Consider the following 26,085-nt stretch of genomic DNA (forward strand, 5'->3'; position numbering starts at 1 on the left):
GGAGAAACCTCGACAGAACGCTCGACCTGGGAGGGGTGCGATGACAGAGCGATCCGGGCCGTTCTGGGATGTCGTGGAGGGGCGCGCTCCGCTGCCTCGGGCGGCGGCCACGCTGGGGTTGGAGGTCCTCGACGCGGACGGCGACGACGGCACCGTCGAGCTGGCTTTCACCGCGACCGAGGACTTCACCAACCCGGCCGGGAACGTGCTGGGCGCCTTTCTCGCGGCCATGCTCTACGACACCGTCGGTTCCGCGCTTCTGGCCACACTCGGACCGGACCGGTTCCAGTCCACGCTGGAACTCCACACGTGTTTTCTGAGGCCGGTACGCCCGGGCCGGATCGTCGGCACGGGGCGCGTGGTGCACCGGGCGGGGGACATCGCCTTCTTGGAAGGGAGCCTCGTCGACTCTGACGGGGTGGTCATTGCCACCGCAGGTGCCACGGCCCGCGTCATCCCCCTCGACCAGGCGCCGACGTCGGCGTGATCCGCATGGGGAAGCGGATCCACAGGGGGAACTGGATCACAGGGAACTGGATCACGTGCCTCCTCGCGCGGCCGATCATCACCCGTGCCTTCGGCAACATCCTCGACGCCGCCAACACCGCGCCGGCCATACGTGACTAGGCGTTGACGGGGTTCCCGGCCGCCGCTGTCCGCTCCGGTTCGGTGTGCCGGGTCTCCTTCGCGAGGGCCACCGTCACCACGGTGACGGCGCTCATGAGGGCGATGAAGACGACGACTCCGGTCACGCTGTGGTCGAACCAGATGAGGAGCGTGGTGGCGAGTACGGGGGCGAGGCCGCCGGTGAGGACGGTGCCGATGTTGTTGGCTACGCCTACGGCGCTGAACCGTACGTCGGTGTCGAAGAGTTCGGCGAAGAACGCCGGCTGCGAGCCGAGGATGGCGGACTGTCCGATGCCGAGCGTGACCAGGAGCGCCGCCCATACCGTCCACGTCTGCCCGCCGTCGACCAGTGCGAAGAACGGCCAGGCCGAGGCGAGCAGGACCAGTGCTCCGCCGATCGACACCGGGCGCCGCCCGACCCTGTCGGAGAGGGCGCCGAACGCCGGGACGGTCACCAGCTTCACGGCGGCTGCGACGGCGATGCCGCTGAGAAGTGCGGCAGTGGGCAGATGGCGGTCCTCCGCGTAGGCGACGGAGAACGTGCCGAAGATGTAATAGCCCGCGTTCTCGGCCGCACCGGCCCCGATGACGATCAGCATCTGCTTCGGATAGCGGCGCCAGGCCGCGACGAAGCGGCTGCCCGCGAGCCGTTCGCGCAGCGAGCGGTGGGCTGCTACGGGGTCGATGCGCGCCGCCTTGAACTCCGCCGTCTCGTCGATTGACCTGCGCACCCACAGGCCGAAGAACGTCAGCGCCGCGCTGAACAGGAACGGCAGTCGCCATCCCCACGCCAGTAGCGCGTCCTCCGGCAGCAGCCCGGTGACCAGGGCGAAGGCCCCCGTGGACAGGAGCGTGCCGGTGCCTGTGCCGATCGCAGGCAGTGAGGTGAGCAGGCCGCGCCATTTCGGTGGAGCGTTCTCGAAGAGGATGATCAGGGCGCCCGTCTTCTCGCCGCCCGCCGCGAAGCCCTGCACGAACCGCAGCAGCGTCAGCAGGATCGGTGCGGCCGCGCCGATCTGGCCGTAGGTGGGCAGAAGCCCGATGGCGGTGGTGGCCAGACCCATCAGCAGCAGCGTCGTGACGAGCACACTCTTGCGGCCCTTGGTGTCGCCCTTCTCGCCGAAGTAGGCGCCGCCGAGCGGGCGGGCCAGGAACCCGATCGCGAAGGTGCCGTACGCGAGAACGGTGCCCACCAGCGGGTCGCTGCCGGGGAAGTACACCTTGTTGAAGACGAGCGCTGCCGCGGTGCCGTAGAGGGCGAAGTCGTACCACTCGATGGTGGTGCCGAAGACGGCCGCGAACGCCACCCTCGGCTGGAACATCGGTCGTCTGCTTGCCACTTCGCTCATGGGGACTCCTTCGTCACCTGACGTCCGGAAGAGATTGAGTACCACCAGGCGGTTCACTTGTGCCGCTGAATGGTTCGGTGATGTTATGGAGGCGTCCACCCCCTGACAAGGGGTCGGCCGCATCCGTTTCCGCAGTTCGTTCATGCAGTTCGTTCATGCAGTTCGTTACGCAGTCCCTTTGGGAGGGCCCATGGCCGAGACCGAGTCGAGTGGCGTGCGCAGTGTGCAGCGCGCCGTCGACCTCCTCGCCCTGTACGACGCCGAACATCCGAGTCGCACCGTGCGCGAACTCGTCGACGCGACCGGGCTCGCCAAGAGCACCGTCGTACGTCTCGTGCACACTCTGGAGCAGTGCGGACTGCTGTGGAGTCGCGGGGACGGCCGTACCGTGCCCGGCCCGGGGCTGCTGCGCTGGGCCGAACTCGCCCGCTCCACCTGGCAGTTGCCCGAGGCGGCTCTTCTCCTGATGAAGCGGCTCAGCGAGGCGAGCGGCGGTGAGGCGGTCCACCTGTACGTGCGTCAGCAGCACGCCCGCGTCTGTATCGCCCGGCACGAAGGAACCCGCACGCTGCGGCACGTGGTCCGCGTCGGCGAGGAGATGCCGCTGTGGTCGGGCGCCGCCAGCCACGTCCTCCTCTCCCGCGCGCAGCAGCCCGACGTCGAGGCCGTGGCGCGCCTGGCCCCGCATGACGCGTGGCCGCTGTGGGAGCGGGCGCAGAAGGCGGCCGTCGACGGCTGGGCCGTCAGCCACGGCGAGCGCGAAGCAGGTGTCTCCGGCGTCGCGGCCCCCGTGTTCGACGCGGCGGGACGGGTCGCCGCAGCCGTCGCGCTCGGCGGGCCCACGACCCGCTTCACAGACGAGGCGGTGACCGGATTCGCGAGCGAACTCGTCGAGACAGCACGGGAACTGACGGCCCTCGACTGCATCGGGGGTGCGCAGCGATGAGTGCTCCGCTCCTGGACGGAGTGCGCGTCCTGGACCTCACCAACGTCCTCGCAGGCCCCTTCGCCGGATACCAGCTCGCCCTCCAGGGAGCCGACGTCCTCAAGGTCGAGATGCCTGAAACAGGCGATCTGGCACGGCAGTTGGGGGCGGACCGCGACCTGAGCGACGACCTGCTCGGAGCGTCGTTCCTGGCGCAGAACGCAGGCAAACGCTCCCTGACCCTCAACCTGAAGGACCCGGAAGGCCGCGAAGCGCTGCTGCGCGCGGTACGCGAGTCGGACGTCCTGGTCGAAAACTTCCGGCCCGGTGTGATGGACCGCCTCGGCTGCGGCTGGGACGTCCTCAGGCGGGAGAACCCCGCACTCGTCTACTGCGCCATCTCCGGCTTCGGGCAGACCGGTCCGATGCGTGCCCGCCCCGCCTACGACCAGATCGTGCAGGGCCTCAGCGGCATGATGAGCGTGACCGGAACCCCCGAAGTCACCCCCCTGCGGTCAGGCTTCCCGGTCGCTGACACCCTCGGCGGCATGGCCGCGGCCTACGCCGTCGCCGCCGCCCTCGTGCGCAGGGCCCGCACCGGCGAAGGCGCGATGCTCGATGTGTCGATGCTGGAGGCGGCCCTCACCGCGATGGGCTGGGTCACCTCCAACTACCTGATCACCGGAGCCAGTCCGCAGCCCATGGGCAACGACAACTTCACCGCCGCACCGTCGGGCACCTTCGCCACGGCCGACGGACACCTCAACATCTCGGCCAACCGCCAGCAGCAGTTCGCGACCCTGTGCCGACTCATCAACCGCGCCGACCTCCTCGACGACACACGCTTCGCCCACCCTGCCGACCGCAAGATCCACCGAGACGCGCTGCGCGAACACATCGAGACCGGCCTCGCGCTGCGCACCGCCAAGGAGTGGGAGGAAATCCTCTCCGACGCAGGTGTCCCCGCGGCCCGCGTCCTGTCCGTTCCGGACGCGCTGGGCCTGGAACAGCTCGCCGCACGTGACTTCGTACACCGCCTGCCGTTCCCGGACGGCCGTCACCGGCCCCTCGACGTACTCGGAAGCCCGGTACGGGTGGACGGCGAGCCCGTCGGCCCCGCGACACCGCCGCCGCTGCTCGGCCAGCACACGGATCAGGTCCTGACCGAACTCGGCTACGGAGAAAGGGAGATATCGAGCATGAAGGAGAGCGGGGCGATATGACCAAGTCGAACACGATCGACGCGGACCAGGTCACCGGATGGTGGTCCACCGCCGTCAGCCGGATCCGGCCGGGCGAGATCCTGCTGCGCGGCTACCCGGTTGAGCAGCTCATCGGACGCATCACCTTCGCGCAGCAGATCTGGCTGATGCTCCGCGGGGAACTGCCGACCCCGGGTCAGGCCCGCCTCCTGGAAGCCGCGCTCGTGGCCGCCGTCGACCACGGCCCGCAGGCCCCCTCCATCGCCTCCGCCCGCATGGCCGCGACGTGCGGCGTGGGCCTCAACAGTGCGGTCGCCACGGGCGTCGGCCTGCTCGGTGACACGCACGGCGGCGCTGGCCAGCAGTGCATGGAGGTACTCGCGCGCATCACGGCGGGGGAGCGGGCACGAGGTGTCGTCGCCGAATACCGCGCACGAGGCGCCTACATCCCCGGCTTCGGACATCGCTTCCACCCCCACGACCCACGCCGCGATCCGCTGCTCACGCTGGTACGCGAGGCGGTGGACGCGGGGGAGGTGAGGGGTGAGGCCCTGGCCGCCGGCCTTGCGCTGGAAGAGGCTCTGTCCGAGGGCCGAACACGACCCGTCCCCATGAACATCGACGGCGCGACCGCGATCATCTTCGCGGAACTCGGCTTCCCGGCCGACATGGGCCGCGGCTTGTTCGTGCTCTCCCGCAGCGTCGGCATCCTCGCCCACGCCTGGGAGGAGACCCAGGGCGGGACCCGGATCAAGGGCCCCCTGCCGAGGCCACTGCTCGCGGGATACCACGGCACACCACCGCGCGAGCTTTGACGGCACCCAGCACACAGCGCAGTGCGCGCGGGGCCCGCGACCGCGGCCGCCCGGGCCGCCCTCCTGAACTCCGCACCGATGTCCCGCCGTTGGCCGCTGCCCGGTCAGGATGAAACGATCTCTCGTATGGCACTACAGAACGAAGCACGGACCATCGAGGAACGCGGCCAGGGACTCGTCGCCGCCGCGGTCGCGGGTGACGCGGAGGCCGCCCGTCGGCACACCGACTTCTTCGTGCTCGGCCGTCGGGTCGACGAGGGAATGCCCTATTGGGAGCGGGCGGTTGAGGCGGGCGACGCCTTCTCGGCGTACACCCTCGCCCGCTACCGGAAGATCCGTGGTGACCGCCGGGAGGCCGAGCGGCTGTACCGTCTCGCCGCGGACCGGCACTCGGGCTGCGCGTACGGACTGGCCGTACTGCTTCAGGAGAACGGCGACCCGGAGGCCGCCGCGTGGTTCCGGGCAGGCTGGGACATGGGGCGACTCGACTGCAAGATCGAGCTGGGCAAGCTGCTCGCGGCCGAGGGAAAGCCGGACGAGGCGGCCGAGTTCCTCATGAAGGGCGTGGACATCGGGGACATCGCCGTCTTCCGGTGGGTTCAGCTCTTCGAGCACATTCGCGAGACCTTCGACCGGGTCGCCGACGCCCTCGAGGCGGCGGAGGACACCGAGGACGGCCAGGCAGCGGGCGAGGCGGTGGAACCGCTGGAGGAGATGGGTCGTGAGTTCAAGGACTATCCCGGGCTGACCGACGAGGCCGGAAACTACTTCCGCAGAGCCGGATACCTCAGCCCGGTGGCTCTCGTCGAGCACGCGATCTTCCTGGAGCGGCACCATGCCGACGACCGTTGGTCCGAGGTCGGTGAACTGCTTCTGCGCTCACACACCGAGGGGTACGACGGTGCGGCCTTCGTCCTGGGCCTGTTCAACGAGGAGCGCGGTGCGCTCGCCGAGGCCGAGCACTGGTACATCCTCGCCGCCGACACGGGGCACCGCGCCGGGCGGGTGAGGCTCTCCGACCTGTTGCGCCGGCAGCGCCGCCTCGACGAGGCGGAGGCCCGGCTGAGGGAGGTCGACCCGGACGACGAGCTCGTCCCCGACCGGCTCGCCAAGATCGCCCAGCTCCGTGCGGAGGACGAGGTACCGCCCGAGCAGGATCTGCGCCGGCTCCCGGAACTGCGTGAACGGGCCGAAGCGGGGGACGTCCAGGCTTCGTACGCGTACGGGAAGATGCTCTACGAGTGGGGCGGGGCGGCGGCGCGCTGGATGCTTCCGTGGCACGAACCCGCGGCGCTGGCGGGCGACAGGGCGGCGGCGGCCGACCTGAGGTGGCTCTACGACGACCTGGGCGAGCCCGTGCTGCGCGACCACTGGAAGCGGATCGCCGCGGAGGCCGGGGACCACGACGCCTGCAGCGCCATGGCCCGGCTCTCCGACCACCACAAGGACTACCAGGAGGCCGAGCGGTGGTACATCCGCGCGGCCGCCGACAACAGCGCACTGAACGCGATGCTGGCGGGCAAGGCCATCGCACAGCGCGGCGGGTACGAGGAAGCCGAGCCGTACCTGCGCAAGGCCTGGGAAGGGGGCCGGGACGAGGCGTTCGGCACCGAGACGGCCGGCTACTACGGCCTCGTACTGAACCGGACCGGACGTCATGCGGAGGCCGTGGACCTGCTGCGCGTGGCCGCCGAGCAGTGGTGGGAGGACGTCAGGTCCCGTTACGACTCGGATGATCTGGACATGCTGTCCCGGATGCTGGATCCGGAGGAAGAGCTGGAAGCCGCCGAGCAGGCGCTGGCCGCGCCTCGAGCCGACGCGGGACCCTGAGTCGACACGAGGCCCTGCCGGGCGGTTCGCCGCCGGCCGGCAGGGCGCCGCCGGGCCTGCCCCTACTGTTCTCGGCCTTCCACGAGCCGTCCAACAGCCTTTTCGAGTGAGGCGACCCGGTCGGCGAGACTCGCCTCATCGGGCTCGTCCGTACCCTCCCTTTCGCGCAACAGGCATTGCAATTCGGCCAGTTGACGTTCCACGTCGATAAGACGGTGCTGTTCCTCGGCGGGCTTGGTGGGCACGTCGACCGCAAGGAGCCGCGTCAACTGTTCTGCCTGATCGGCAAGTTGGCGGTTCTTGCGATGCAGTTCGAGGAAGACGTTGACCTTGGTCCGCAACAGCCAGGGGTCGAACGGTTTGATCAGGAAGTCCGCCGCGCCGACCGTGTAGCCGCGGTACGCGTAGTTCGGGTCGACCGCCGCCCCGGTCAGCAGAATGATCGGGATGTCCTTGGTCTGGTCGAGGCCCTTGATGTTGGCGGCGGTCTCGAATCCGTTCATGCCCGGCATCAGCACGTCGATGAGCGCGACGGCGAACTCCTGCCGCAGCATCGCCTTGAGCGCCGCCTCGCCCGAGTGCGCGCGGACCACGCGGGCGAGCGAGCCGAGCACGGCTTCGAGTGCGACCAGGTTCTCCTCCATGTCGTCCACGATGAGGATGCTGGAGGTGTCCGCCGCCCCTCCCTGGGGCGCTGTCACAGCGCCCGCCCCGGGGTGTCGTCGCCGGACGTGGCCGGAGGCGGTTGCGCGGGGGTCTGCGGATCGAGCAGCCGGCAGATCACCGACAGCAGCCGGTCGACGTCCACCGGCTTGGGGATGTAGTCGTTCGCGCCGCTCTCGATGGCCTTCTCGCGGTCGCCGGGCATGGCCTTGGCGGTGAGCGCGATGACCGGCAGGTTCGCGAAACGGGGTGTGCGCCGCATCGCCGCGATCATCTCGTAACCATCCATCTCGGGCATCATGATGTCCATCAGGACCAGGGACACATCGGGTGTCCGGTCGAGGACTTCGAGACCCTCGCGGCCGTTCTCGGCGTATTTGACGTTGATTCCGACCCGGCCCAGTACATGGGTGAGGGCGAAGACGTTCCGGATGTCGTCGTCGACGATCAGGATACGGCGGTTGGCCAGCACCTTGGCGGTGCCGCCGGTCAGCCACTCCTTGAGCCGGGTCGTCTCCGGCCAACTCGCGTGTTCGTCGATGAGGTCGGCGAGGTCGTCGGCGGCCCGGGTTCCCGTGCGGGGCGCGGACACCGTGTCGGTGAACACGTCGAGTTCCGCGGGGGTTCCCGCGCGGGCCTTGGAAGCGAGGGTTGGTGTGTCCGGTCCGGTGACGGCCGGCACCGAGGCGTCCGTGGGGAGAGGCTCCAGCGCGGGGGATGTGTAGTGCACAGGGACGTAGAGGGTGAAGGTGGAACCGACGCCCGGCTCGCTCTCGGCCGTGATCCTTCCGCCGAGCAGTGCCGCCATGTCACGGCTGATGGAGAGGCCGAGACCGGTGCCTCCGTACTTGCGGTTGGTGGCGCCGTCGGACTGCTGGAAGGCCTCGAAGATGCCGTTGAGCATCTCCGGCTGGATGCCGATTCCGGTGTCTTTGACGGAGAGGGCGATGATCTCGTCCGCCGCACGCAGTGTCTCCTCCTCGAAGTCCGCGGGTGTCGCGCGCTCCACGAGCAGTTCCACCCCGCCGGACGAGGTGAACTTCACCGCGTTCGACAGGAGGTTGCGGAGAATCTGCTGGAGGCGCTGCTCGTCGGAGAAGAGCTCGCGGGGGACGTCCTCGCCGACGGTGATGTCGAACGACAGGCCGCGGTCCCCGGAAAGCGGCTGGAACGTGGCCCGGACGTAGTCGAGCAGCTTGTTCAGCGGCAGCGTCTTGGGGTGTACGTCCATCCGGCCCGCTTCGATCTTCGACAGGTCGAGGATGTCGTTGATCAGTTGCAGCAGGTCGGAGCCCGCCTGGTGGATGGTGACGGCGAACTCCACCTCTTCCCCGGAGAGCCTGCCGGAGGGATTGTCGGCGAGCAGCCGGGACAGTACGAGCAGCGAGTTGAGGGGCGTGCGCAACTCGTGCGACATGTTCGCCAGGAACTCGGACTTGTACTGGGAGGACGTGGCGAGGAGTGCCGCCTTCTCCTCCAGCTTGGCGTTGGTGATCTGCAACTCGTCGGAGCGCTGGCGCAGTTCGGCGGTGAGGCGCTGGGACTCGGAGAGGAGGGACTCGGTGCGGGAGTTGGCGATGATGGTGTTGATGGAGACACCGATGGTGTTCACGAACTGGTCGACGAAGGCGAGGTGGACCTCGCTGAAGCGGCTGAACGAGGCGAGTTCGATGACTCCGAGCACCCTGTCCTCGAAGAGGATCGGCAGGATGACGACGCTGGCCGGCGGCGCGGCACCGAGGCCGGAGCTGATGGTGATGTAGTCCGTGGGGACCGCGTCGACGAGGATCCGCCGTTTCTCCGCGGCGGCCTGGCTGATCAGGCCCCAGCCGGGCGCGCCCAGGCTGAGCCGGGGACGCGGTCGGCGGCCTTCCTCCTGTCCGGTGCCGTAACCCGCCAGGAGTTCGAGGTCCTCGCCCGGTTCCGCACCCGCCTCGGCCAGGAAGAACGCACCGTACTGGGCGTTCACCAGGGGGGTCAGCTCGCGAAGGATGAGGTCGGCGACCTCGACCAGGTCGCGGTGGCCCTGCATGAGGCCGGCGATGCGGGTCAGGTTGGACTCCAGCCAGTCCTTGGCACGGGTCGTCTCGCGGAGGTTCGCCACCATGAGGTTGATGTTGTCCTTCAGGGTGGCGACCTCGCCCTGGGCCTCCACGGAGATGGAGCCGGACATGTCGCCCTGGGTGACCGCGCTGGCGACCTCGGCGATCGCGCGCACCTGGGTGGTCAGGTTCAGCGCCAGCTCGTTCACGCTGGTGGTCAGGCGCTTCCACGTCCCGTAGACGCCTTCCACACGGGCCTGGCCGCCCAGCTGCCCCTCGGAGCCGACCTCGCGAGCCACACGCGTGACCTCGGAGGCGAACGCGGACAGCGTGTCGACCATCGTGTTGATCGTGGTCTTGAGTTCCAGGATCTCTCCGCGGGCGTCGACGTCGATCTTCTTCGACAGGTCACCGCGCGCGACGGCGGTGGCGACCTGGGCGATGTTGCGGACCTGGGAGGTCAGGTTGTCGGCCATGAAGTTGACGTTGTCCGTGAGGTTCTCCCAGACCCCGGAGGCGCCGTGGACCTGGGCGCGGCCGCCCAGCCGTCCCTCGGTGCCGACTTCACGGGCCACACGGGTCACCTCGTCCGCGAACGCCCTCAGCTGCTGGACCATCGTGTTGACGGTGTCCTTCAGCTCCAGGATCTCTCCGCGGGCGTCGACGTCGATCTTCTTCGACAGGTCTCCGTTGGCGACAGCGGTGGTGACCTGGGCGATGTTGCGGACCTGGGACGTGAGGTTGAGCGCCATGAAGTTCACGTTGTCGGTGAGGTCCTTCCAGACCCCGGACGCGCCCCTGACCTGGGCCTGACCGCCCAGGTTGCCCTCGGTGCCGACCTCGCGGGCCACACGGGTGACCTCGTCGGCGAAGGCGGAGAGCTGGTCGACCATCGTGTTGATCGTCGACTTCAGTTCAAGGATCTCGCCCTTGGCCTCCACGGTGATCGTCTTCCCGAGGTCGCCCTCTGCGACGGCGGTGGCGACCTGGGCGATGTTGCGGACCTGCGATGTCAGGTTGTCGGCCATGAAGTTGACGCTGTCCGTGAGGTCTTTCCAGACCCCGGACACGCCCCTGACCTGGGCGCGGCCGCCGAGTTGGCCCTCGGTGCCGACCTCGCGGGCCACACGGGTGACCTCGTCGGCGAAGGCGGAGAGCTGGTCGACCATCGTGTTGATCGTCGACTTCAGCTGGAGGATCTCGCCCCGCGCGTCGACGGTGATCTTCTGGCTCAGGTCTCCGTTGGCGACGGCGGTGGTGACCTGGGCGATGTTGCGGACCTGGGACGTCAGGTTCGACGCCATGAAGTTCACGTTGTCGGTGAGGTCTTTCCAGACCCCGGACACGCCCCTGACCTGGGCGCGGCCGCCGAGTTGGCCCTCGGTGCCGACCTCGCGGGCGACCCTGGTGACCTCGTCGGCGAACGCCCGCAGCTGGTCCACCATCGTGTTGACGGTGAGCTTCAGTTCCAGCAGCTCGCCCGTGGCCTCGACGGTCACCTGCTGCGTCAGGTCGCCGCGGGCCACGGCGGTCGTCACGACCGCGATGTCCCGCACCTGTGCCGTCAGCCGCGACGCCATCGTGTTGACCGCCTCGGTCACGTGGAGCCAGTCGCCGGACAGCCCCTGCGCCTTCGCACGGCCCCCCAGCCGCCCCTCGGTGCCGACCTCGCGGGCGACCCGGGTCACCTCTCCGGTGAACAGCGAGAGCTGGTCCACCATGCGGTTCACGCCGATGCCCAGGCGGCGCAGGTCGCCGCGGAGCTGGCGGCTTCCGTCGTGCAGATCGACGTGCTGGGTCAGATCGCCGTCCGCGACGGCGTCGAGGACCCGGGTGGCCTTGGCGACGGGCCCCACGAGCGCCTCGATCGCCGTGTTGGCGGCCTCCACGTTCGTCGTCCAGGTGCCCGTGCCCGGGCTCGCCGAGATGTGCTCGTCCAGGCGGCCCCGCCGGATGATCTCGTGCCGGACGCGCTGGAGCTCCGTGGCGAGATGGCCGTTCCGGGCGACGATCTGGTTGAGGACCGCGCCCATCTCGGCCACCACCGGGTCCTGTGTGGCGGCCTCGCTGTCTTCTCCTGAACCGTCCGCATGCGGCGTGAAATCACCGTCGCGGAGTGCCTTCATCGCGGCCAGAAGCGGGCGCAGCTCACTCGCACGGACCCATTGCCCGGAGTCCGTCGTGGTGGGGCCGGCCGCGTCGGGCCGAGCCGTGTCCATGGTCATGAACCACCCTCCGCCCGGAGTTCATCGCGCACACCAGCGGCCTGTTTACTCATGTTTGTCATATTATAAGGGGCGCGAAAATACTTCTCCCGCCGCTGTTGGCGCACACAGGGGGCGTCGTGATCCCGTTGCCCGCACACTCGGCTGATTTCGTGTGCAGCAAGGAGTTGCCGGCGAACCAGCTCGCGTCCGCACGGGCGCGCAGATTCGTACGTGAGGTGCTCACGGGCCGGATGACGTCCACCGCGACGCCTCCCGGCCAGGACCCGATCCCCGCTCCCGGGACCGTCCCGCAGGGGCTCGTCGACAACGCCGTTCTGCTGGTCAGCGAGCTGGTCACCAACGCCGTCGTGTACGCCGGCACCGACATCGACGTCGTCTGCCGCCTGGAACGGCACCCGAATGCCGTAGTGGCCGTCGTCGTGGAGGTGGCGGACCGCCACCCCTCCAGAGGCGTACGCGGCGCGGCGGACACCCGGCACGGTGAGCCCGGCTACGGCCTCCAGCTGGTGAGTGCTCTCTCCCAGGCCTGGGGCGTGACCTACCGCCGGTCGGAGAAGCGGGTGTGGTTCCGGCTGGAGTCCTCGTCGGCGGAGCCGGGCCCTGGGAAGGAATCCCCACCGGCCCGTAGCGGCGAGACCGGCGTACCCGGGACCGTGCCGGCCGCATCCGGTGACGTGAGGCCGCAGGAACAGTCGGCGCGCAGCCACAGGTACGCCGCCGAGTGGGTCGACCGCAGCGGCCCGTCGTTCCTCGCCGAGACCAGCGAGCTCCTGGCCGGGCAGCTGGACCAGGCCATGGTCGCCGCGCTCGCGGCCCAGCTGCTCGTGCCCCGGCTCGCGGACTGGTGCGGCATCTGGCTGCGAACCCAGGGGAGGGGCCTGCAGCTCTCCCGGGTGTGGCACGTCGACGAGCGGCGCATCGTGCCGCTGCGCGAGGAGCTGGAGCGGATGCCGCCGTCCGCCGGAATCCGCGCCGGGGGCACGCCCTGGCCCTGGCCGGAGAGCGGCGGGGCCGACCGTGCCGGCGGGTCGGCGTTCGCCTTCCCGCTCACCGTGCGTGACACCGACGTAGGAGTACTCCTGCTGGGCCGGACCGGGCAGCTGCAGATGACCGACGCGGTGGTGCGGATGGTGGACGACGTGGCCCGGCGCGTCGCGCAGGCCGTGTACACCGCCCGCCAGTACGCGAGACAGACGTCCATCAGCGTCGCCCTCCAGCGGAGGCAGCTGCCGACGACCCTGGCCAGCATCGCGGGCATCGACAGCGCGATCGTCTACGAGCCGCACGGCGAGGGCCAGACCGTCGGCGGCGACTTCTACGACATCTTCCCGAAGGGTGAGGGACGCTGGTGCTTCCTGCTCGGGGACGTGCAGGGGAAGGACCCGGAGGCGATGTCCGTCACCGGCCTCGCCCGGCACCTGGTGCGGCTCCTGGCGCGCGAAGGCCACGGCGTCGAATCGGTGCTCGACCGGCTGAACACCGCCATGGCGGAGGACAGCGCCGAAGCGCTCACGGCCGACGGCGAGCAGGCGGCCACCCGCTTCCTCAGCTTGTTGTACGGGGAGCTGGCCGTCGAACCGGGCGTGGCGGGAGCCCGCTGCCGGGTCGCCAGCGCCGGCCACCCCCTGCCCCTCCACCTGTTCACCGACGGCCGGGTGGAGCCGGCCTGTGAACCCCGGATGCTGCTGGGCATCGACGAGGGCGCCGAATTCCGGGCCAGCTCCTTCGATCTCGGGCCCGGCGAAACGCTGCTGTGCGTGACCGACGGTGTCACCGAACGACGTCGCGGCAACTGGCAGCTGGACGACGACGACGGTCTTGCGGACGTGCTCCGCCAAGGCATGGGCCTCGGCGCCAAGGCGCTCGCGGAGCATGTGCGGCGAGCGGCACACGACTTCGGGACGGGCCCGGTCGAGGACGACCTGTCGGTACTGGTGCTCCAGGCGCCGGCGGTCGACGCGCCCACGCGCCACGCTCCGAAGCCGCCGCCCCGCGCCTGACGTCGGGGTTCAAGCCGCTCCGCCGCGATTGATGCAAGTCGGGGACGGGGTTCCCCTTCCATCGTCAGATGTAGGGACCATACTGGTCGAGCCCCCGATCACCCACAGAACGATTCCATGGCCAAGAACAGCAGCTCCTCGACCATCGCCCCCGACACCGCGTGGCTGGGGCGCGGGCGCCATCTCGGGCCCGAGCCCGAGCAGGACGTCCGGCGCAACCTGATCGCCCTCAAGGCGGCCGGGGTGCTCGACGACTTCCTGGACCTCGACCCCGTCGAGGCGGCCCGCTCCACCGCCCTGCACCCGCGGGACGAAGCAGCCGACCCCGGTCCAACAGCCCGCCGCCTCTTCGAGGCCCGCTGGCGCGTCGCCGACGACGTCACCGTGCGCGCACAGCTGACGACGTACGACCCCGAGGTCCGCCGCAAGGAGGGTGAGGGCGTCACCTGGGTCCTCGCCGCCGAGGCGGAGCGGCCGTGGGACGCGCACTGGCCCTCGCCCGCCACTATGTTCTGGCCCGACAGCGACCGCGTCGACTGGGACCACGACACGGTGCCCGGCGTGCGCCTGCGGGCGGCGAACCATCTGCCGAAGGACGACGACGAGCTGCGCCGCCGGCTGCGGGACTGCGCCCGGAACAGCTGGTACATCCACGTCGTGGTGCACGAGGCGATGACGCCGGACGCGATGGGGCAGAAGCCGGTCTCGGCGTTCCTGCCGCCCAGCCTGCGGCACCGGGTGGTCGAGCACCGGGGCACACCGGACCAGGCCCAGATCGCGGACTTCGCGATGAAGCGCGAGCTGAGTGTGCGGATGCCGCGTGGCGGCGCCGTCGTCCTGCCCACGGTGCCGCCCGTCCCGGGCTATGAGGCGGAGCGCCTCACGGTGCGCAGCGTCTTCCTGGACGGTTCCGAACCGACCGAACTCCTCGACAGGATCAAGGAGTTCGCCGCGCTGCCGAGGCCGCTGCCCGCCGACGCCGAGCGGGCCCTGACACGGCTGCGCCAGGGCTGGCACCTGCTCACCCCGGACGAGGAGCTGGTCCACGCCCAGGGCATGGTCGCCAGGTACGCCGAGGCGCTGGAGGCCATGACGAAGTCCTGTGACCTGTACCGGGAGGCGGCCGAGGCGGCGCAGGCCGCGCTCGCGGAGGCGACCGGCGGCGCGGGTGTGCCCCGGCCGGCCGATCCGGGCTCGGTCAGACTGGACGGCTCTCCGCTGACCGCCCTCACGAAGGCGTTCGGCCGCTTCCGGGGCCCGAACAAGTAGCGGGCGCCGAACAAGTAGCGGACGCCGACGCTCTCGAGGAAATGGCAGGGCAGTGGTCCGGACCGCTGCCTGATCATGCGGGTCTCGAAGTCCGGCGTGCGGACCTTCGAGCTGATCATGCGGGCCCGAAGCCGATCATGTCTTGAAGATGCCGGTAGCCGTCGCCGGTGCGATCTTGCTGGGGGGCGACCGATGACTTCCGGTCGCCCTGGGAGTCGGTACTCCCAGACAGTCACCAGATCCGTCCGGAGGCACCATGTCCACCACCGAGAACGCCCTGCCGTCCGTCGTCGACGCGGCCACCTGGCAGAAGGAGCTGGCGGCGCTGCGCGTCCGGGAGAAGGCCGCCACCCGGGAGCTCGACGCCATCGCCGCCCAGCGCCGCCGGCTGCCGATGGTCGAGATGCCCGACTACGTACTGGAGGGCGAGGACGGCCCGGTCCGCCTCGCGGAGATCTTCGGCGACCACTCGCAGCTGATCGTCTACAACCACATGTGGTTCGAGGACGCTGAGTGGCAGTGCAGCGGCTGCACCGGTTTCACGACCCAGTTCACCCGGCTCATGGGCGTGGAGAAGTTCGACGCCCGGTTCGTGATCGTCACCCAGGGACCGATCGACGAGGCGCTCGCCTACAAGCGCAAGGTCGGGAACGCGATGACGTGGTACTCGACGGCGAACAGCTCGTTCGGCAGCGACGTCGGCGCCCCGCCGAACGCCGGATTCGCGGTCAACGTGTTCCTGCGCGACGGCGACAAGGTGTACCGGACCTGGCACACCGACGGCCGCGGCGTCGAGCAGTTGAGCCATCTGTTCGGCCTGGCCGACCTGCTGCCGTACGGCCGCCAGGAGGAGTGGCAGGACTCGCCGGAGGGCTGGCCGCAGCAGCCGACGGGCAGCCGGTGGGCGCAGTCGAAGGAGATCGCGGCGGCGTACGGCGAGAACAGCTGACCTCACGCATCCGTGGTGTCCGCGTATGCGCTCAGCTGATACCCGCACCGCAGTCCGCGCGGATGACGGCGCGCGTGGCCGGGGAGTCGTCACCATGTTGGATGCCCGCGACCTCGACTGCGATCGTGAGCCGGTAGTTGTGTAGGTGCACGTGCCGACCCGTCCGCGGTGTGGCGCCGCCGCGGTCGGGCCGGAGTGTGCGCCGTAGCCGCTGCCCCGGACGGACTCGGGGTCCCTTCATCGGGTGCGGCGCCGACATCACCGATCGTCACGCGCAGGGATCCGCCGGGCAGTTCCTCCGCCCCGCCGGACGATCTTTGTCCGGATCTGGTACGCCGTATCCCGCCGGGGTCAGGTCCCGGCGGGATACGGCGACATGAACGACGTGGGGCGGGTGAGCAGCGGTCTTTGCACTTGGGATAGCGTCCTCTCACTCCGGACGAGTGAGAGGGACGTTGTGCAGGTTCAGGTACGTGGGCGGCGGAGTGCCGGCTGGTGGATCACGTTCGGGATCATCGCCTTCGGAACACTGTTCTTCGCCGTCGGGGCGATCGTGGGCGGGGTGTCGATCTCGTTCGTGATGGATGCGGAGCGTGCCAAGGGAACCGTGGTGTACCTGGAGTGGGAGGGCGGCAGCCAGGTCAGCTCGTCCAGCAAGTCACGGCACAGCAGCGGGCCCACGGCTCACCCGGTGGTCGAGTTCAAGCCCGCGGGCGGAGAGCTGACGACATTCCGGAGCTCAATGGGTTCCAACCCACCGGCGTACGACACGGGGGAGCGGGTCGACGTCCTGTACCGCGCCGATGACCCGGAGGACGCGAAGATCGACGGGTTTGTCTCGCTGTGGCTGATTCCGCTGATCTTCTGCGGGATCGGACTGCTGATCGCGGGCATCGGAACGGCCATTGCGATCGCGACGCGGCGGCGCTCCCGCCGCGCCCACAGCGGATCCGGAACCGCGCGGCCCTGAGTCCGCCAGGCGCTCACGCCGCGGGGTCAGGTGGTGAAGGCTTCGATCAGGGTCCAGATGGCGAGTCCGGCCATGCACGCGGCACCGATGCGCTGCACGGTCTTGAGAGGGACACGCTTGGCGATGAAGCGGCCGACCAGCAGGGCGAGGGCGGAGACCGACATCAGCGCGAGTGCCGAGCCGAGGGCGGTGGGCAGCCAAGGGTTGGTGGCGGCCAGGTTGGCGGTGGTGATCTGCGTGAGGTCGCCCCATTCGCTGATGAAGACGGCCATGAAGGCGGTGGTGTAGACGGGCCAGAAACCGGTGACGGTCTTGGCGGCGCCTTCCTCGTCGTCCTCGTCGCCGCCGCGCAGCAGGACGACGGCGCCGAAGGCGAACAGAGCGGCGGAGACGAGCTTGACGGCCATGCCCGGAAGCAGGCTGAGCAGGCTGCCCGCGCCGATGGCGATCGCCACATGCACGATGAAGGCGGTGGAGGTTCCGAACCACACGTACAGCGGCCGCATCCGGGTGCCCATGGCCAGCGAGGCGAACATGGTCTTGTCGGGCAGTTCCGCGAGGAAGATCAGCCCGAAGGCGGTGAGGAACGCCAGGGGGTCGAAGGTCATGGCCTTGCTTTCTGCTGGGGCCGGGCCGTCAGCTCATCGGCACCCAGGGGGCGACGGGAGAACCACTCGGCCCGGCACGACGGAACGGCCCACACCTGAGTGGGGCCGGATCATGCCTTGGCCGAAGGTCTCGTCCGCCCCCGCACAGTGTGCGGGAGCCCGGTGGCCGGGGTGCTCTGGAGCACCCAGCGTGTCGACCAGCGGTTCTCGGGACTACTCCCCTTCGCTGTGATCCAGGCTAACAGGTGGTGTTCTGACCACGTGGTGGCCGGATCGCGGACCGGGGCGGGGTGAGCGGTCCGCGCGCACTCACCATGGCGCCCGCGGGCGGCAGTTGGGGGCGTCATGGACATCGGCGCTCGCGCGGGGGAGGGGCTGATGGCTGCCGATGAGGGCAACTGCACGGCACTTGTGCGAGGTGATGCAGGTGACGAAGGGAACGCGTGTGACACAGCGAGTGGAGGCTGAGCTGGATGGCGCGCGCAGCACGGAACGAAGCCCGCGCCGGACAGGTCGTGGTCCGCATCGCCCGCCACGACGAGGGACCCCGGCCACCTGAGCGGCCGGGGTCCCTCACGATGCGATCCCTACGGGCTCAGCTTCGCACGGAGAGCCGTGCGATCCGGGCGTCGGCGGACAGTCGTCCGTCGACCTGTACCGCGACGTATCGCGCGGACGTGTCGAGGATGAGCTCCCGGTTGCGGCCGCGCCCGTCGACCCGGCCCGCGCTTCGGTAATCGACACCGTCGTCGCTGACCTCCACTCCGAGGGCGGGCGCACCGCCGGCCGTCCAGGACACCTCGACCGAGCGCACCGGCAGCCGCGCGCCCAGATCGACGACCATGCGTCCGTCGGGGCCGGGCCGCCACGCCGTCGCCGGATCACCGTCCACCGCGGCAGCCGGGTCCGACATGCCCGCGGGCAACGGACTGGTCGGGAACACGGTGCGGCCGAGCGCGAGGTCGTCGAGGGGGAAGGCGGCCGCGCCGTGCAGACGGAGGGTCGTCTCACGGCCACGCGACACGACGGCGACCTCGCTGCGCTGCTGTCCCTCCACCCGGACGCGGCAGGCGGCGCCGGACAGCCGCACCGTGGCCCCGTCCGTGACCTGCACGCGCAGCCCAGTGGGCAGTCGGGTCGCCCCCGACACAGGAGTCACCGTGAACCGGGGTGCGAGCAACAAGGCCTCGGCCGACAGGAGTTCGGCCCGGTAGGACGTCCCGTCGTCAGTCAGTGTCTGGTCCCCCTGGAACACCACGCGACCTGCACCGGACTGCGGCACGTCCACCGTCGTCGTGACGGCGTCGCCCGACAGGTTGAACAGGCTCAGGTGCTCCTCCGTGAACGCCACCTGGACCGCCTTGTTCCCAGCCGCGGGTGAGGCCTTCCGCGCGAGCGCGCGCAGCGTCTTGCCCGACGCGCGTGGATACCCCTCGACCACCACGGGCGCCGCGGGGCCGTCGGCCGCCAGGATCGTGTCGCCGTACACCGCGATCGGGTGGTCCGAGCCGCGCACGACAAGTCCGGCCCGCCCGTCGACGTCGAGCCAGCCGCCCCGGCTGCTCACCTCGGGAACCGGCCAGGCCGCCAGGTCCTCCCAGCGCTCGCCGTCGGTCGAACCCTGGATGCGGTAGGCGCGCCCGGCCGCCGCTTCCCAGCGCAGCGTGACGCGGTCGACCTCGTGCGCGGCGCCCAGGTCCACGGACAACCAGCTGTCGGCGCGCGGACGTTCGGCCTTCGCCACCGCCCATCGCGTCGCCAGGTCGCCGTCGAAGGCCAGCTCCGGGCCCTTGCCCGGATCGTACGAGGACGTGGTGGCCTTCCCGCCGCGCGCGAGGTCGGAGCCGTCCGCCCCGTCGCGGACCTCGAACGCGTACAGCGAGTATCCGTATGTCGGGTCGGGGCGCACGCCGAGCATTCGGATGTGTCGCACAGTGGTGCGCGGGAAGCCCACCTCGTCGACGCGCGCCGTTGCCGTGGGTGACGTACCCGCATCCTGCGCACGCACGGAGACCTCTCCCTCCTCGAAGCGGTACGTACGTGCGCCGTCGAGGCCGGCCATCCCCGGCATGGTGAGGTTGTGCACCTCGAGATGCCCCTCCCCGGCGGCCGTTCCGGAGGTCGCGTAGACGACCCCGCCCGTCGGCAGCGTCGTGAAGCCCGCGTAACCGGTGTCAAGGCGCAACACGGTGGCAGTGCCGTCGAAGCCGTCGCGCAGCGACGTGTACAGCCGGACCGCGCGCTGCCCGACCTTGCCCGTCGTCGCGGGCAGGAACATCGGCGTGCCACCGCTGAGCTTGAACAGCCAGTCGTCATGGCCCGGTTGCCAGGGGAACTTCACAAAGCCGGACTTGCTGACGGCGCCCGCCCACGCGGCCCGCGTCTGGTGCGAGACAAGTCCCGGCCCCGTGCCGAAGTCCGCCACTCCCGACGCCTGGGCGAAGAGCTCGTCCTCGGACAGTGGACGAACCCGGTGGCCGTTCGCAGCCGCCCACACGTGCAGCAGATAACTGATGGCCACCTCGGCCCGGGCCTCCGGCTCGTATTTCGGCTCACCGGAGAACTTCGCCAGACGGTACTCGGGCGGATACTTCTGGTACGCCTCCAACCGCTCGGCCAGCGCCAGTTCGGCTCGTGCCGCCGCCCGGTCACCGGCCACCTGGGCCAGGAACGCGAGGGGGATCACGTCCCTGCCGTACAGATGCTCGCGGTCGTTGACCATCGGCATCAACGGCTCGCCGGCGTCACTCATCACGCCCAGCAAGGTGCGCCACAGAGGCAGCGCGTTGGGTTGCGCGGTCAGTACCTGCGGCAGCGGCTGCCCGGCGGCCAGGAAGTGCGCCGCGTTGCGGCCCGACGTGCGCCACAACTCCTCCTGGTAGTGCGGGCCGAAGGAGCCGTGGTTCTCGACGATGAACGTGTCGTACAGATTCCGGGCCGTGTTGCGGGAGACTGCAACGCCGTCGACGAGCGCTGGATTCGCCAGGTCGGCGGGCGGAAGCCCGGCCTCGTTGCGCGACCAGGTGCCGTAGGCGGACTCCCAGTCCGGGCGGCGCGCGTCGCCGGGCGCCCACGCGAGGGCGGGTGCGAGGGTCTGCGAGTACAGGCCCATCTCCTCCAGCTTCGTGTCGCCCACGTGGCCGCCCTGCAGACCGTTCGGCGTCCAGTCGCCCGAGTCCGGGTCGTCACCCGTGCCCAGCTTCGTGGTGTAGGCGGCCTGTTCACGAACGATGGTGTCGACGTTCGCGCGCGTCGTGCTGTCGAGGTCGTCCCAGAGCAACCGCGCGGCAAGGACGAAGTACGACTGGAATGTGGTGTCGAAGAACAGCTTGCGGCCCCACTGGGTCCCGCCCGTGAGCCGGTTGGACGCCGCGAAGTGCCGGATGGTGGCGAGCGTGCGCGCCTTGAGGGTCTCGCGGTCGATACCGGCGGGCCCGCTGTCGTACGTGCCGTGGGTGAGGAGCACCGCATGGCCGAGGACGACGGCGAAACCGAAGTCCTTGTCCGTGTAATAGCCCCGCGCCTCGTCCCACTGTGTCTCGGACCAGTGGGTGTGCTGGAGGAGAACGCGGTGGTACGTGGCGGCTATCTCGTCCGGGGGAGAGGCGGAGTCAGCAGGTCCGGCGGAACTTCCCAGCGCCTGTGCGGAGTTCATGCCGACGACGGAGGGCAGGGCGGCCAGGGCGCCCGTCAAGCCGAGGAGTTGCAGGAATCTCCGGCGGTCGACCTGCTGGGGGTGGTGCGACATGTGCGGGACCTTTCACAAGACAACGTTGTCAGGTGGGGGTGGCGCTCATTCTTCGGCCTGTCGCACGGAGCGTCAATGGGTGGGTTCCCGCCGGAGATCGAGGAGAGACGTGGTATGCCGCCGGCAGTGGCGACCTGGAGCCGGAGTGCGGACAACGACAACAGTGATTCGGTCGCCGTGCTGGTGTTCTCGTACGCCGTCTGAGGACTGAGGACTGAGGACTGAGGGGTCAGGGACGGGGGCTGAGGGACGGGGGCGGAGCATCGCGGGCAGGACCGGCATCGGTGGTTCGGCTGGAAGGCGGCGACGCCGGATCGGCTGTGGGCAGCGCCTGTCTAGAGCACCGGCGGCCCGGCCTCGATGCGACGCAGCACCGGGGGCAGACGATCGAGGTCGGGGCCCGTCTCGACCTGTCGCTCGTCCCACCAGGTGGCGCCGGCATCGCGCAGCGGACCGATCACGTTCCCGGCTTTGGCCGCGTCCAGGGGTGTGGCACCGCCCAGTACGAACTCAAAGGGGCGTTCGCCCTCGTCGGTACGGTGTTTGCGCACGTAGTCGACCAGTTCCCGCACCTCTGCCGCATCCGGCACATGCCCGTGCCGGGCCGTCTCGAACAGCGGCACCGCGCCGTCCCACCTCGCTGCCCGCCGCATGGGTGCACGGCGCGGCCAGAACCCGCCGATCCACACCGGTGGGCGAGGCTGCTGCACGGTGGCGGGCAGCATCGCCACGTCCCGGACCTCGTAGTGCCGGCCGTGGTGGTCCACCCGTTCGCCGGACCACATGCAGCCCAACAGCTCCAGTCCCTCGTCCAGGCGCTCGGCGAGGACGCGCGGCTCGGCGGCGTCGCCGAAGCTGCGGTACTCGTCCTCGACCGGACCGCCCAGTCCCGCGGCAAAGGTCACCCTGCCGCCGCTCAGCTGATCCAAGGTGGCCACCTGACGGGCGAGTTGCTGCGGCCGGTAACGGGGGACCGGCGTCAGCAGGGTGCCCAGCCGGATCCGCGAGGTGGCCAGCGCGGCGGCGGTCAGCAGCATCCAGGGGTCCCCGAAGGGACGCCCCTGGTGCCGTCGGTGCAGGACGTGATCCCACACGAAGAGCCCGTCCCAGCCCGCCTGTTCGGCGGCGGCCGCTGCGGTGGCGACGTTACGAGGGTCGGCGAAGTCGCCGAAATTCGGGATGTTGACGGAGAAGCGCATCCGAGCAGGATGCGCAGCGCGCTGGGAAGGCGCAATCGAATTCGCATCATGGCAACTCAGTACCGGACGCTGCGGCGCCGTTGTCCCGGTTGTACCTGCGCGGTTCTGCGGCGGTCCGGTTTCGTGGACGCCTGGTGTTCGGGGTCGAAGGTGCGACGTTGGGCGACCGTCCCTGGGTGAGGGCGCCTGTGGTGCCGTGGCGGCACAGGGGAGCGGACATTGCCCTGTTGCGCCAGTGGCTGGGCCGCCGTCCCGGCCTCAACCAGCCGTGACGCGTGCGCGAGCTCGTCAGGCCGTTTTGACGGATCCGCCGTCGATGAGGTGGTCGGTGCCCGTGGTCGCGGCGGCGAGTGGTGAGGTGAGGTAGGTGACGAGGGCTGCGACCTCGGCCGGCTCGATGAGCCGGCCGATGAGCATGCCCGTCGCTGAGGGGAGTCCCGCCAGGAGATCGGCGTGCGGGATGCCCATGGATGCCGCGAGTTCCGCTCCGTAGCCGGTGGGGCTTTCCCACATGGCGGTTCGGACCGGCCCGGGGGAGACCGTGTTCACCCGGACACCGCGCGGGCCGAATTCATCCGCGAGTGCCTTGCCGAAGGCGGTGAGCGCGGCCTTGGCCGTCGTGTAGGCGATCGGTCCGCTGTGGGGGACGCGGGCTCCGACGGAGGACACGTTGACGATCGCGCCGCGTGTGGCCAGCAGGGCGGGCAGGGCGGCGCGGGTGACACGGACCGTGGCGAAGAAGTTCAGGTCCACCACCTCCGCCCACTGCGCGTCGGTCGTGTCGAGGAAGCCGCCGCTGAGGCCCCCGTCGCCGCCGCCGACGTTGTTGACCAGGATGTCGATGCCGCCCAGTTCGGTCACAGCCTCGGTGGCCAGGCGCTCGGGTGACGCGGGATCGGACAGGTCCACCGCCACGAGCGTGGCGCCGGTCGCCTTCAGTTCCGTTGTGGGAGTACGGGCGGCCGCGACGACGCGGACGCCTTCGGCGACCAACGCCCGAACGACCGCCAGCCCGATGCCCCGGCTCGCCCCTGTGACCAGTGCAGCCTTGCCGTTCAACTGCAGATCCATGGTGTAACTCCGTAGATAGCCGCGTCTCATGTGATGCATCGAAGGTAGAACATGCATCATTGATGTTGCAAGTTATCTATGAGTCGCCACACCGTCGTATTCTCGTGGAGTCACCCACAGACCCGGAAGGATCGGCACCCCATGGCGCTGCCCGCCTCTGCCAAGCCGCTGCGCGCCGACGTGGAGCGGACCGTGAGAGCGATCCTCGAAGCCGCCGAGCGGGTCCTGTCCGTGAACCCGGCGGCGACGATGGAGCAGATCGCCGAGGCCGCCGGGGTCGCGCGGACCACCGTTCACCGGCGGTTCGCGTCGCGCGACGCCCTGATCACGGCCCTGGCCACCTGGGCGACGCAGAGGTTCCATGAGGCCGTCGAAGCCGCCAGGCCGGACACCGCCCCGCCGGCGATCGCCCTCTACCAGGTCACCGCGAACGTGCTCCGCGTGAAGATCGGATGGGGCTTCGCCATGGGCGCCGACCTCGCGGACGCCCCGGAGGCCGCGCGCGTGCACGCCGAGGTATTGGCCCGGTGCGAGCGGCTGTTCGCGCGTGCCCGCGATGCGGGCCTCCTCACCCCCGACACGGATCTGGACTGGGCGCGGCGCGTCTACTATGCCCTCATCCATGAAGCCGCCACCGAGGCGCCCGATACCGACGCCGACGTGGACGCCCTGGCCACGCGCGTCGTCGACACCCTGCTGCACGGGATCGGTCAGCGGGCCACGCACTGACACGGATCCATGTGCGTACCCGCCTGCCTCGGCCCGTGCCGGCCCGCCCTGTGTCGGCCCCGCGCGGGGTTGCGCGTCGGTTCGCCGTTCCGAGTCGTCGAGGGATCATGACCGCGTCGCCGGGCGGCGGTCACGGGCCGGTGCCGCCCGCCTTCCCGGTCGACGTCGGTCGGGAAGGCGGGCCGGGATCGGGAAGTGTCACATCCCGTCAGGACTCCGTGACGGCGTCCGCCGGTCGCAGGACCCGGGCCAGGAACTCGCGGGTGCGGCGGTGTTGGGGGTTGCTGAGGACTTCGTCAGGGGTGCCCTGTTCGACGATGACGCCGTCGTCCATGAAGACGACACGGTCGGCGACTTCGCGGGCGAAGCCCATCTCGTGGGTCACGACCATCATGGTCATCCCGTCGTCCGCGAGACCGCGCATGACGGCGAGGACGTCTCCGACCAGTTCGGGGTCGAGCGCACTGGTGGGTTCGTCGAACAGCATCAGCTCGGGGCCCATCGACAGGGCGCGGGCGATGGCCACCCGTTGCTGCTGGCCGCCCGACAGCTGTGCGGGATAGCTGTCCTCCTTTTCGGCGAGGCCGACGCGGGCCAAGTTCTGCCGCGCCACCCGGACCGCTTCAGCCTTGTCGCGGCCGAGAACCCGGCGCTGAGCGATCGTCAGGTTGTCCAGCACGCTCAAGTGCGCGAAGAGGTTGAACTGCTGGAAGACCATGCCGATCCGGCGACGTAGCCGGTCGATGTCCACATCCGGGTCGGTGATGTCGGTCCCGGCGATGAGGACGTGGCCCTGGGTGGGTTCTTCGAGGAGGTTGGTGCAGCGCAGCAACGTCGACTTGCCCGACCCGGAAGGGCCGATGACGCACACCACTTCGCCTGTGTCGACGGTGAAGTCGATGCCGCGCAGGACCTGAAGGTCACCGAAGGACTTGTGGAGCGCGCGGATCTCGATCGCCCGGGTCGGCGTGGGCGTGTCGTCGGTGGTGGCATTCGTCATGCCCGTCCCCTTGTGTTCTCTCGTGCTGCCGGACGGCTCGCCGGTGGTGCTCATCGTTCACCGTGCCTTCGCATGGCCCGCCTCCAGGCGGCGCACCACGTAGCCCAGCGGGACGGTGATCAGGAGGTAGCAGAGACCGGCCACGAAGATGGGTGTGGTGTTGGCGGTCTCACTGGCCAGGTCCCGTCCGAACTTGGTGAGTTCACGTGTTTCCAGCGAGACGCCGAGGAACAGCACCAGGGACGAGTCCTTGAAGAGAAGGACCAGTTCGTTGGTGAGTGGCGGCACGATGATCCGGAAGGCCTGGGGGATGACGATCGACCACATGGCCCTCGCGTGCGACATGCCCAGCGTCCGCGCGGCCTCCATCTGACCGCGGGGCACGGCCTGGATGCCGGCCCTGATGGTCTCCGCCATGTACGCGGCGGCGACGAGGCCCAGGGCCACGGCGACCTGCCCGTACGCGCCACCCGGTATGGCGAGGCCGGGGAACGCCAGGGGGACGCCGACCCCGATGAAGATGAAGATCAGCAGGGCGGGCAGCCCGCGGAACACCTCGATGTAGAGAGTGGCGAGCCACCGGTAGGGGGCCACCGAGGAGAGCCGCATGAGGGCGACGATCAGCCCGAGCACGAGGCCCACACCGAAACCCGACAGGGTGTACGCCACCGTGTTGGTCAGCGCCACCGTCAGCAGGTCCGGGAACATCCGCTTGGCCACGGAGAGTTCGAGGAACTGCTGCTGCAACTGGTGCCAGTCGGCCAGTACGGCGACGGCGATCACCGCACCGGCCAGGACGACGTACTGCGCACCGCGGAGCATGCTGCGCCGTCGGCGTGGGGAGAGGCGGGGGCGCGGGGC

At 69.9% G+C, this 26,085-nt stretch carries 20 protein-coding genes; 11 read left to right on the plus strand and 9 right to left on the minus strand.

The features are described 5' to 3' along the window. Window positions 1-40: 40 nt before the first annotated feature. Window positions 41-487 (plus strand): PaaI family thioesterase, encoded by a 447-nt coding sequence (locus LGI35_RS41435; RefSeq protein WP_227299580.1) that lies wholly within the window; start codon window positions 41-43, stop codon window positions 485-487. Window positions 488-492: 5 nt separating this feature from the next. Continuing rightward, complete coding sequence (locus LGI35_RS46235; RefSeq protein WP_264484707.1) at window positions 493-627, plus strand: hypothetical protein; 135 nt, start codon at window positions 493-495, stop codon at window positions 625-627. Here the strand turns inward: LGI35_RS46235 and LGI35_RS41440 are convergent. After that, complete coding sequence (locus tag LGI35_RS41440) at window positions 624-1,976, minus strand: MFS transporter (RefSeq protein ID WP_227299581.1); 1,353 nt, start codon at window positions 1,974-1,976, stop codon at window positions 624-626. The genes LGI35_RS46235 and LGI35_RS41440 overlap by 4 nt on opposite strands. A gap of 190 nt (window positions 1,977-2,166) precedes the next feature. On the opposite strand from LGI35_RS41440, the gene LGI35_RS41445 reads away from it, so the two are divergent. The 4 genes from LGI35_RS41445 to LGI35_RS41460 all read left to right on the plus strand — a co-directional run bounded on the left by LGI35_RS41445 (window position 2,167) and on the right by LGI35_RS41460 (window position 6,748). Beyond that, entirely contained in the window at window positions 2,167-2,922 is a 756-nt protein-coding gene (locus tag LGI35_RS41445) for an IclR family transcriptional regulator (RefSeq protein WP_227299582.1), read from the plus strand. After that, window positions 2,919-4,124 carry a CaiB/BaiF CoA transferase family protein gene (locus LGI35_RS41450; protein WP_227299583.1) on the plus strand — a complete coding sequence of 402 codons (1,206 nt, stop codon included), beginning with the start codon at window positions 2,919-2,921 and terminating at the stop codon, window positions 4,122-4,124. Before LGI35_RS41445 ends, LGI35_RS41450 begins: the two co-directional genes overlap by 4 nt. Beyond that, entirely contained in the window at window positions 4,121-4,918 is a 798-nt protein-coding gene (locus LGI35_RS41455) for a citryl-CoA lyase (protein WP_227299584.1), read from the plus strand. Before LGI35_RS41450 ends, LGI35_RS41455 begins: the two co-directional genes overlap by 4 nt. 126 nt (window positions 4,919-5,044) lie before the next feature. Continuing rightward, on the plus strand, window positions 5,045-6,748 hold the full coding sequence (locus tag LGI35_RS41460) for a sel1 repeat family protein (RefSeq protein WP_227299585.1): 1,704 nt from the start codon (window positions 5,045-5,047) through the stop codon (window positions 6,746-6,748). 62 nt (window positions 6,749-6,810) lie between these two features. Here LGI35_RS41460 and LGI35_RS41465 read toward each other — a convergent pair whose 3' ends face one another. Continuing rightward, on the minus strand, window positions 6,811-7,392 hold the full coding sequence (locus tag LGI35_RS41465; RefSeq protein WP_376222940.1) for a response regulator: 582 nt from the start codon (window positions 7,390-7,392) through the stop codon (window positions 6,811-6,813). A gap of 53 nt (window positions 7,393-7,445) precedes the next feature. Then, entirely contained in the window at window positions 7,446-11,672 is a 4,227-nt protein-coding gene (locus LGI35_RS41470) for a HAMP domain-containing protein (RefSeq protein WP_376226835.1), read from the minus strand. Window positions 11,673-11,911: 239 nt separating this feature from the next. On the opposite strand from LGI35_RS41470, the gene LGI35_RS41475 reads away from it, so the two are divergent. From LGI35_RS41475 to LGI35_RS41490, 4 genes are all read left to right on the plus strand, one after another. Then, window positions 11,912-13,681: a SpoIIE family protein phosphatase gene (locus LGI35_RS41475; protein WP_376222935.1), complete on the plus strand. Its 1,770-nt coding sequence runs from the start codon at window positions 11,912-11,914 to the stop codon at window positions 13,679-13,681. A gap of 117 nt (window positions 13,682-13,798) precedes the next feature. Then, window positions 13,799-14,950: a hypothetical protein gene (locus tag LGI35_RS41480; protein WP_227299589.1), complete on the plus strand. Its 1,152-nt coding sequence runs from the start codon at window positions 13,799-13,801 to the stop codon at window positions 14,948-14,950. 256 nt (window positions 14,951-15,206) lie between these two features. After that, a complete protein-coding gene (locus tag LGI35_RS41485; RefSeq protein ID WP_227299590.1) occupies window positions 15,207-15,899 on the plus strand; it encodes a DUF899 family protein in 693 nt (230 codons plus the stop codon). Window positions 15,900-16,275: 376 nt separating this feature from the next. Continuing rightward, a complete protein-coding gene (locus tag LGI35_RS41490) occupies window positions 16,276-16,869 on the plus strand; it encodes a DUF3592 domain-containing protein (RefSeq protein WP_227299591.1) in 594 nt (197 codons plus the stop codon). A gap of 26 nt (window positions 16,870-16,895) precedes the next feature. Here the strand turns inward: LGI35_RS41490 and LGI35_RS41495 are convergent, their stop codons facing one another. The 4 genes from LGI35_RS41495 to LGI35_RS41510 all read right to left on the minus strand — a co-directional run bounded on the left by LGI35_RS41495 (window position 16,896) and on the right by LGI35_RS41510 (window position 23,495). Next, entirely contained in the window at window positions 16,896-17,477 is a 582-nt protein-coding gene (locus LGI35_RS41495) for a TMEM165/GDT1 family protein (RefSeq protein ID WP_227299592.1), read from the minus strand. Between the two features lie 595 nt (window positions 17,478-18,072). Further along, complete coding sequence (locus LGI35_RS41500) at window positions 18,073-21,225, minus strand: discoidin domain-containing protein (protein ID WP_227299593.1); 3,153 nt, start codon at window positions 21,223-21,225, stop codon at window positions 18,073-18,075. A 335-nt stretch (window positions 21,226-21,560) separates the two neighbouring features. Then, window positions 21,561-22,424 carry an LLM class flavin-dependent oxidoreductase gene (locus tag LGI35_RS41505; protein WP_227299594.1) on the minus strand — a complete coding sequence of 288 codons (864 nt, stop codon included), beginning with the start codon at window positions 22,422-22,424 and terminating at the stop codon, window positions 21,561-21,563. A 288-nt stretch (window positions 22,425-22,712) separates the two neighbouring features. After that, the gene (locus LGI35_RS41510; protein WP_227299595.1) at window positions 22,713-23,495 is read right to left on the minus strand and encodes an SDR family NAD(P)-dependent oxidoreductase; all 783 of its coding nucleotides are present in this window, start codon (window positions 23,493-23,495) and stop codon (window positions 22,713-22,715) included. A gap of 141 nt (window positions 23,496-23,636) precedes the next feature. Between LGI35_RS41510 and LGI35_RS41515 the strand changes: the two genes are divergently transcribed. After that, window positions 23,637-24,224 (plus strand): TetR/AcrR family transcriptional regulator, encoded by a 588-nt coding sequence (locus tag LGI35_RS41515; RefSeq protein ID WP_227299596.1) that lies wholly within the window; start codon window positions 23,637-23,639, stop codon window positions 24,222-24,224. Window positions 24,225-24,432: 208 nt separating this feature from the next. Here LGI35_RS41515 and LGI35_RS41520 read toward each other — a convergent pair whose 3' ends face one another. Together LGI35_RS41520 and LGI35_RS41525 are read right to left on the minus strand one after the other, a co-directional pair. Continuing rightward, on the minus strand, window positions 24,433-25,224 hold the full coding sequence (locus LGI35_RS41520; RefSeq protein ID WP_227299597.1) for an amino acid ABC transporter ATP-binding protein: 792 nt from the start codon (window positions 25,222-25,224) through the stop codon (window positions 24,433-24,435). 57 nt (window positions 25,225-25,281) lie between these two features. Next, complete coding sequence (locus tag LGI35_RS41525) at window positions 25,282-26,046, minus strand: amino acid ABC transporter permease (protein WP_376569426.1); 765 nt, start codon at window positions 26,044-26,046, stop codon at window positions 25,282-25,284. Between the last annotated feature and the right edge of the window lie 39 nt (window positions 26,047-26,085).

It is taken from the genome of Streptomyces longhuiensis (assembly GCF_020616555.1).
Classification (GTDB): domain Bacteria; phylum Actinomycetota; class Actinomycetes; order Streptomycetales; family Streptomycetaceae; genus Streptomyces; species Streptomyces longhuiensis.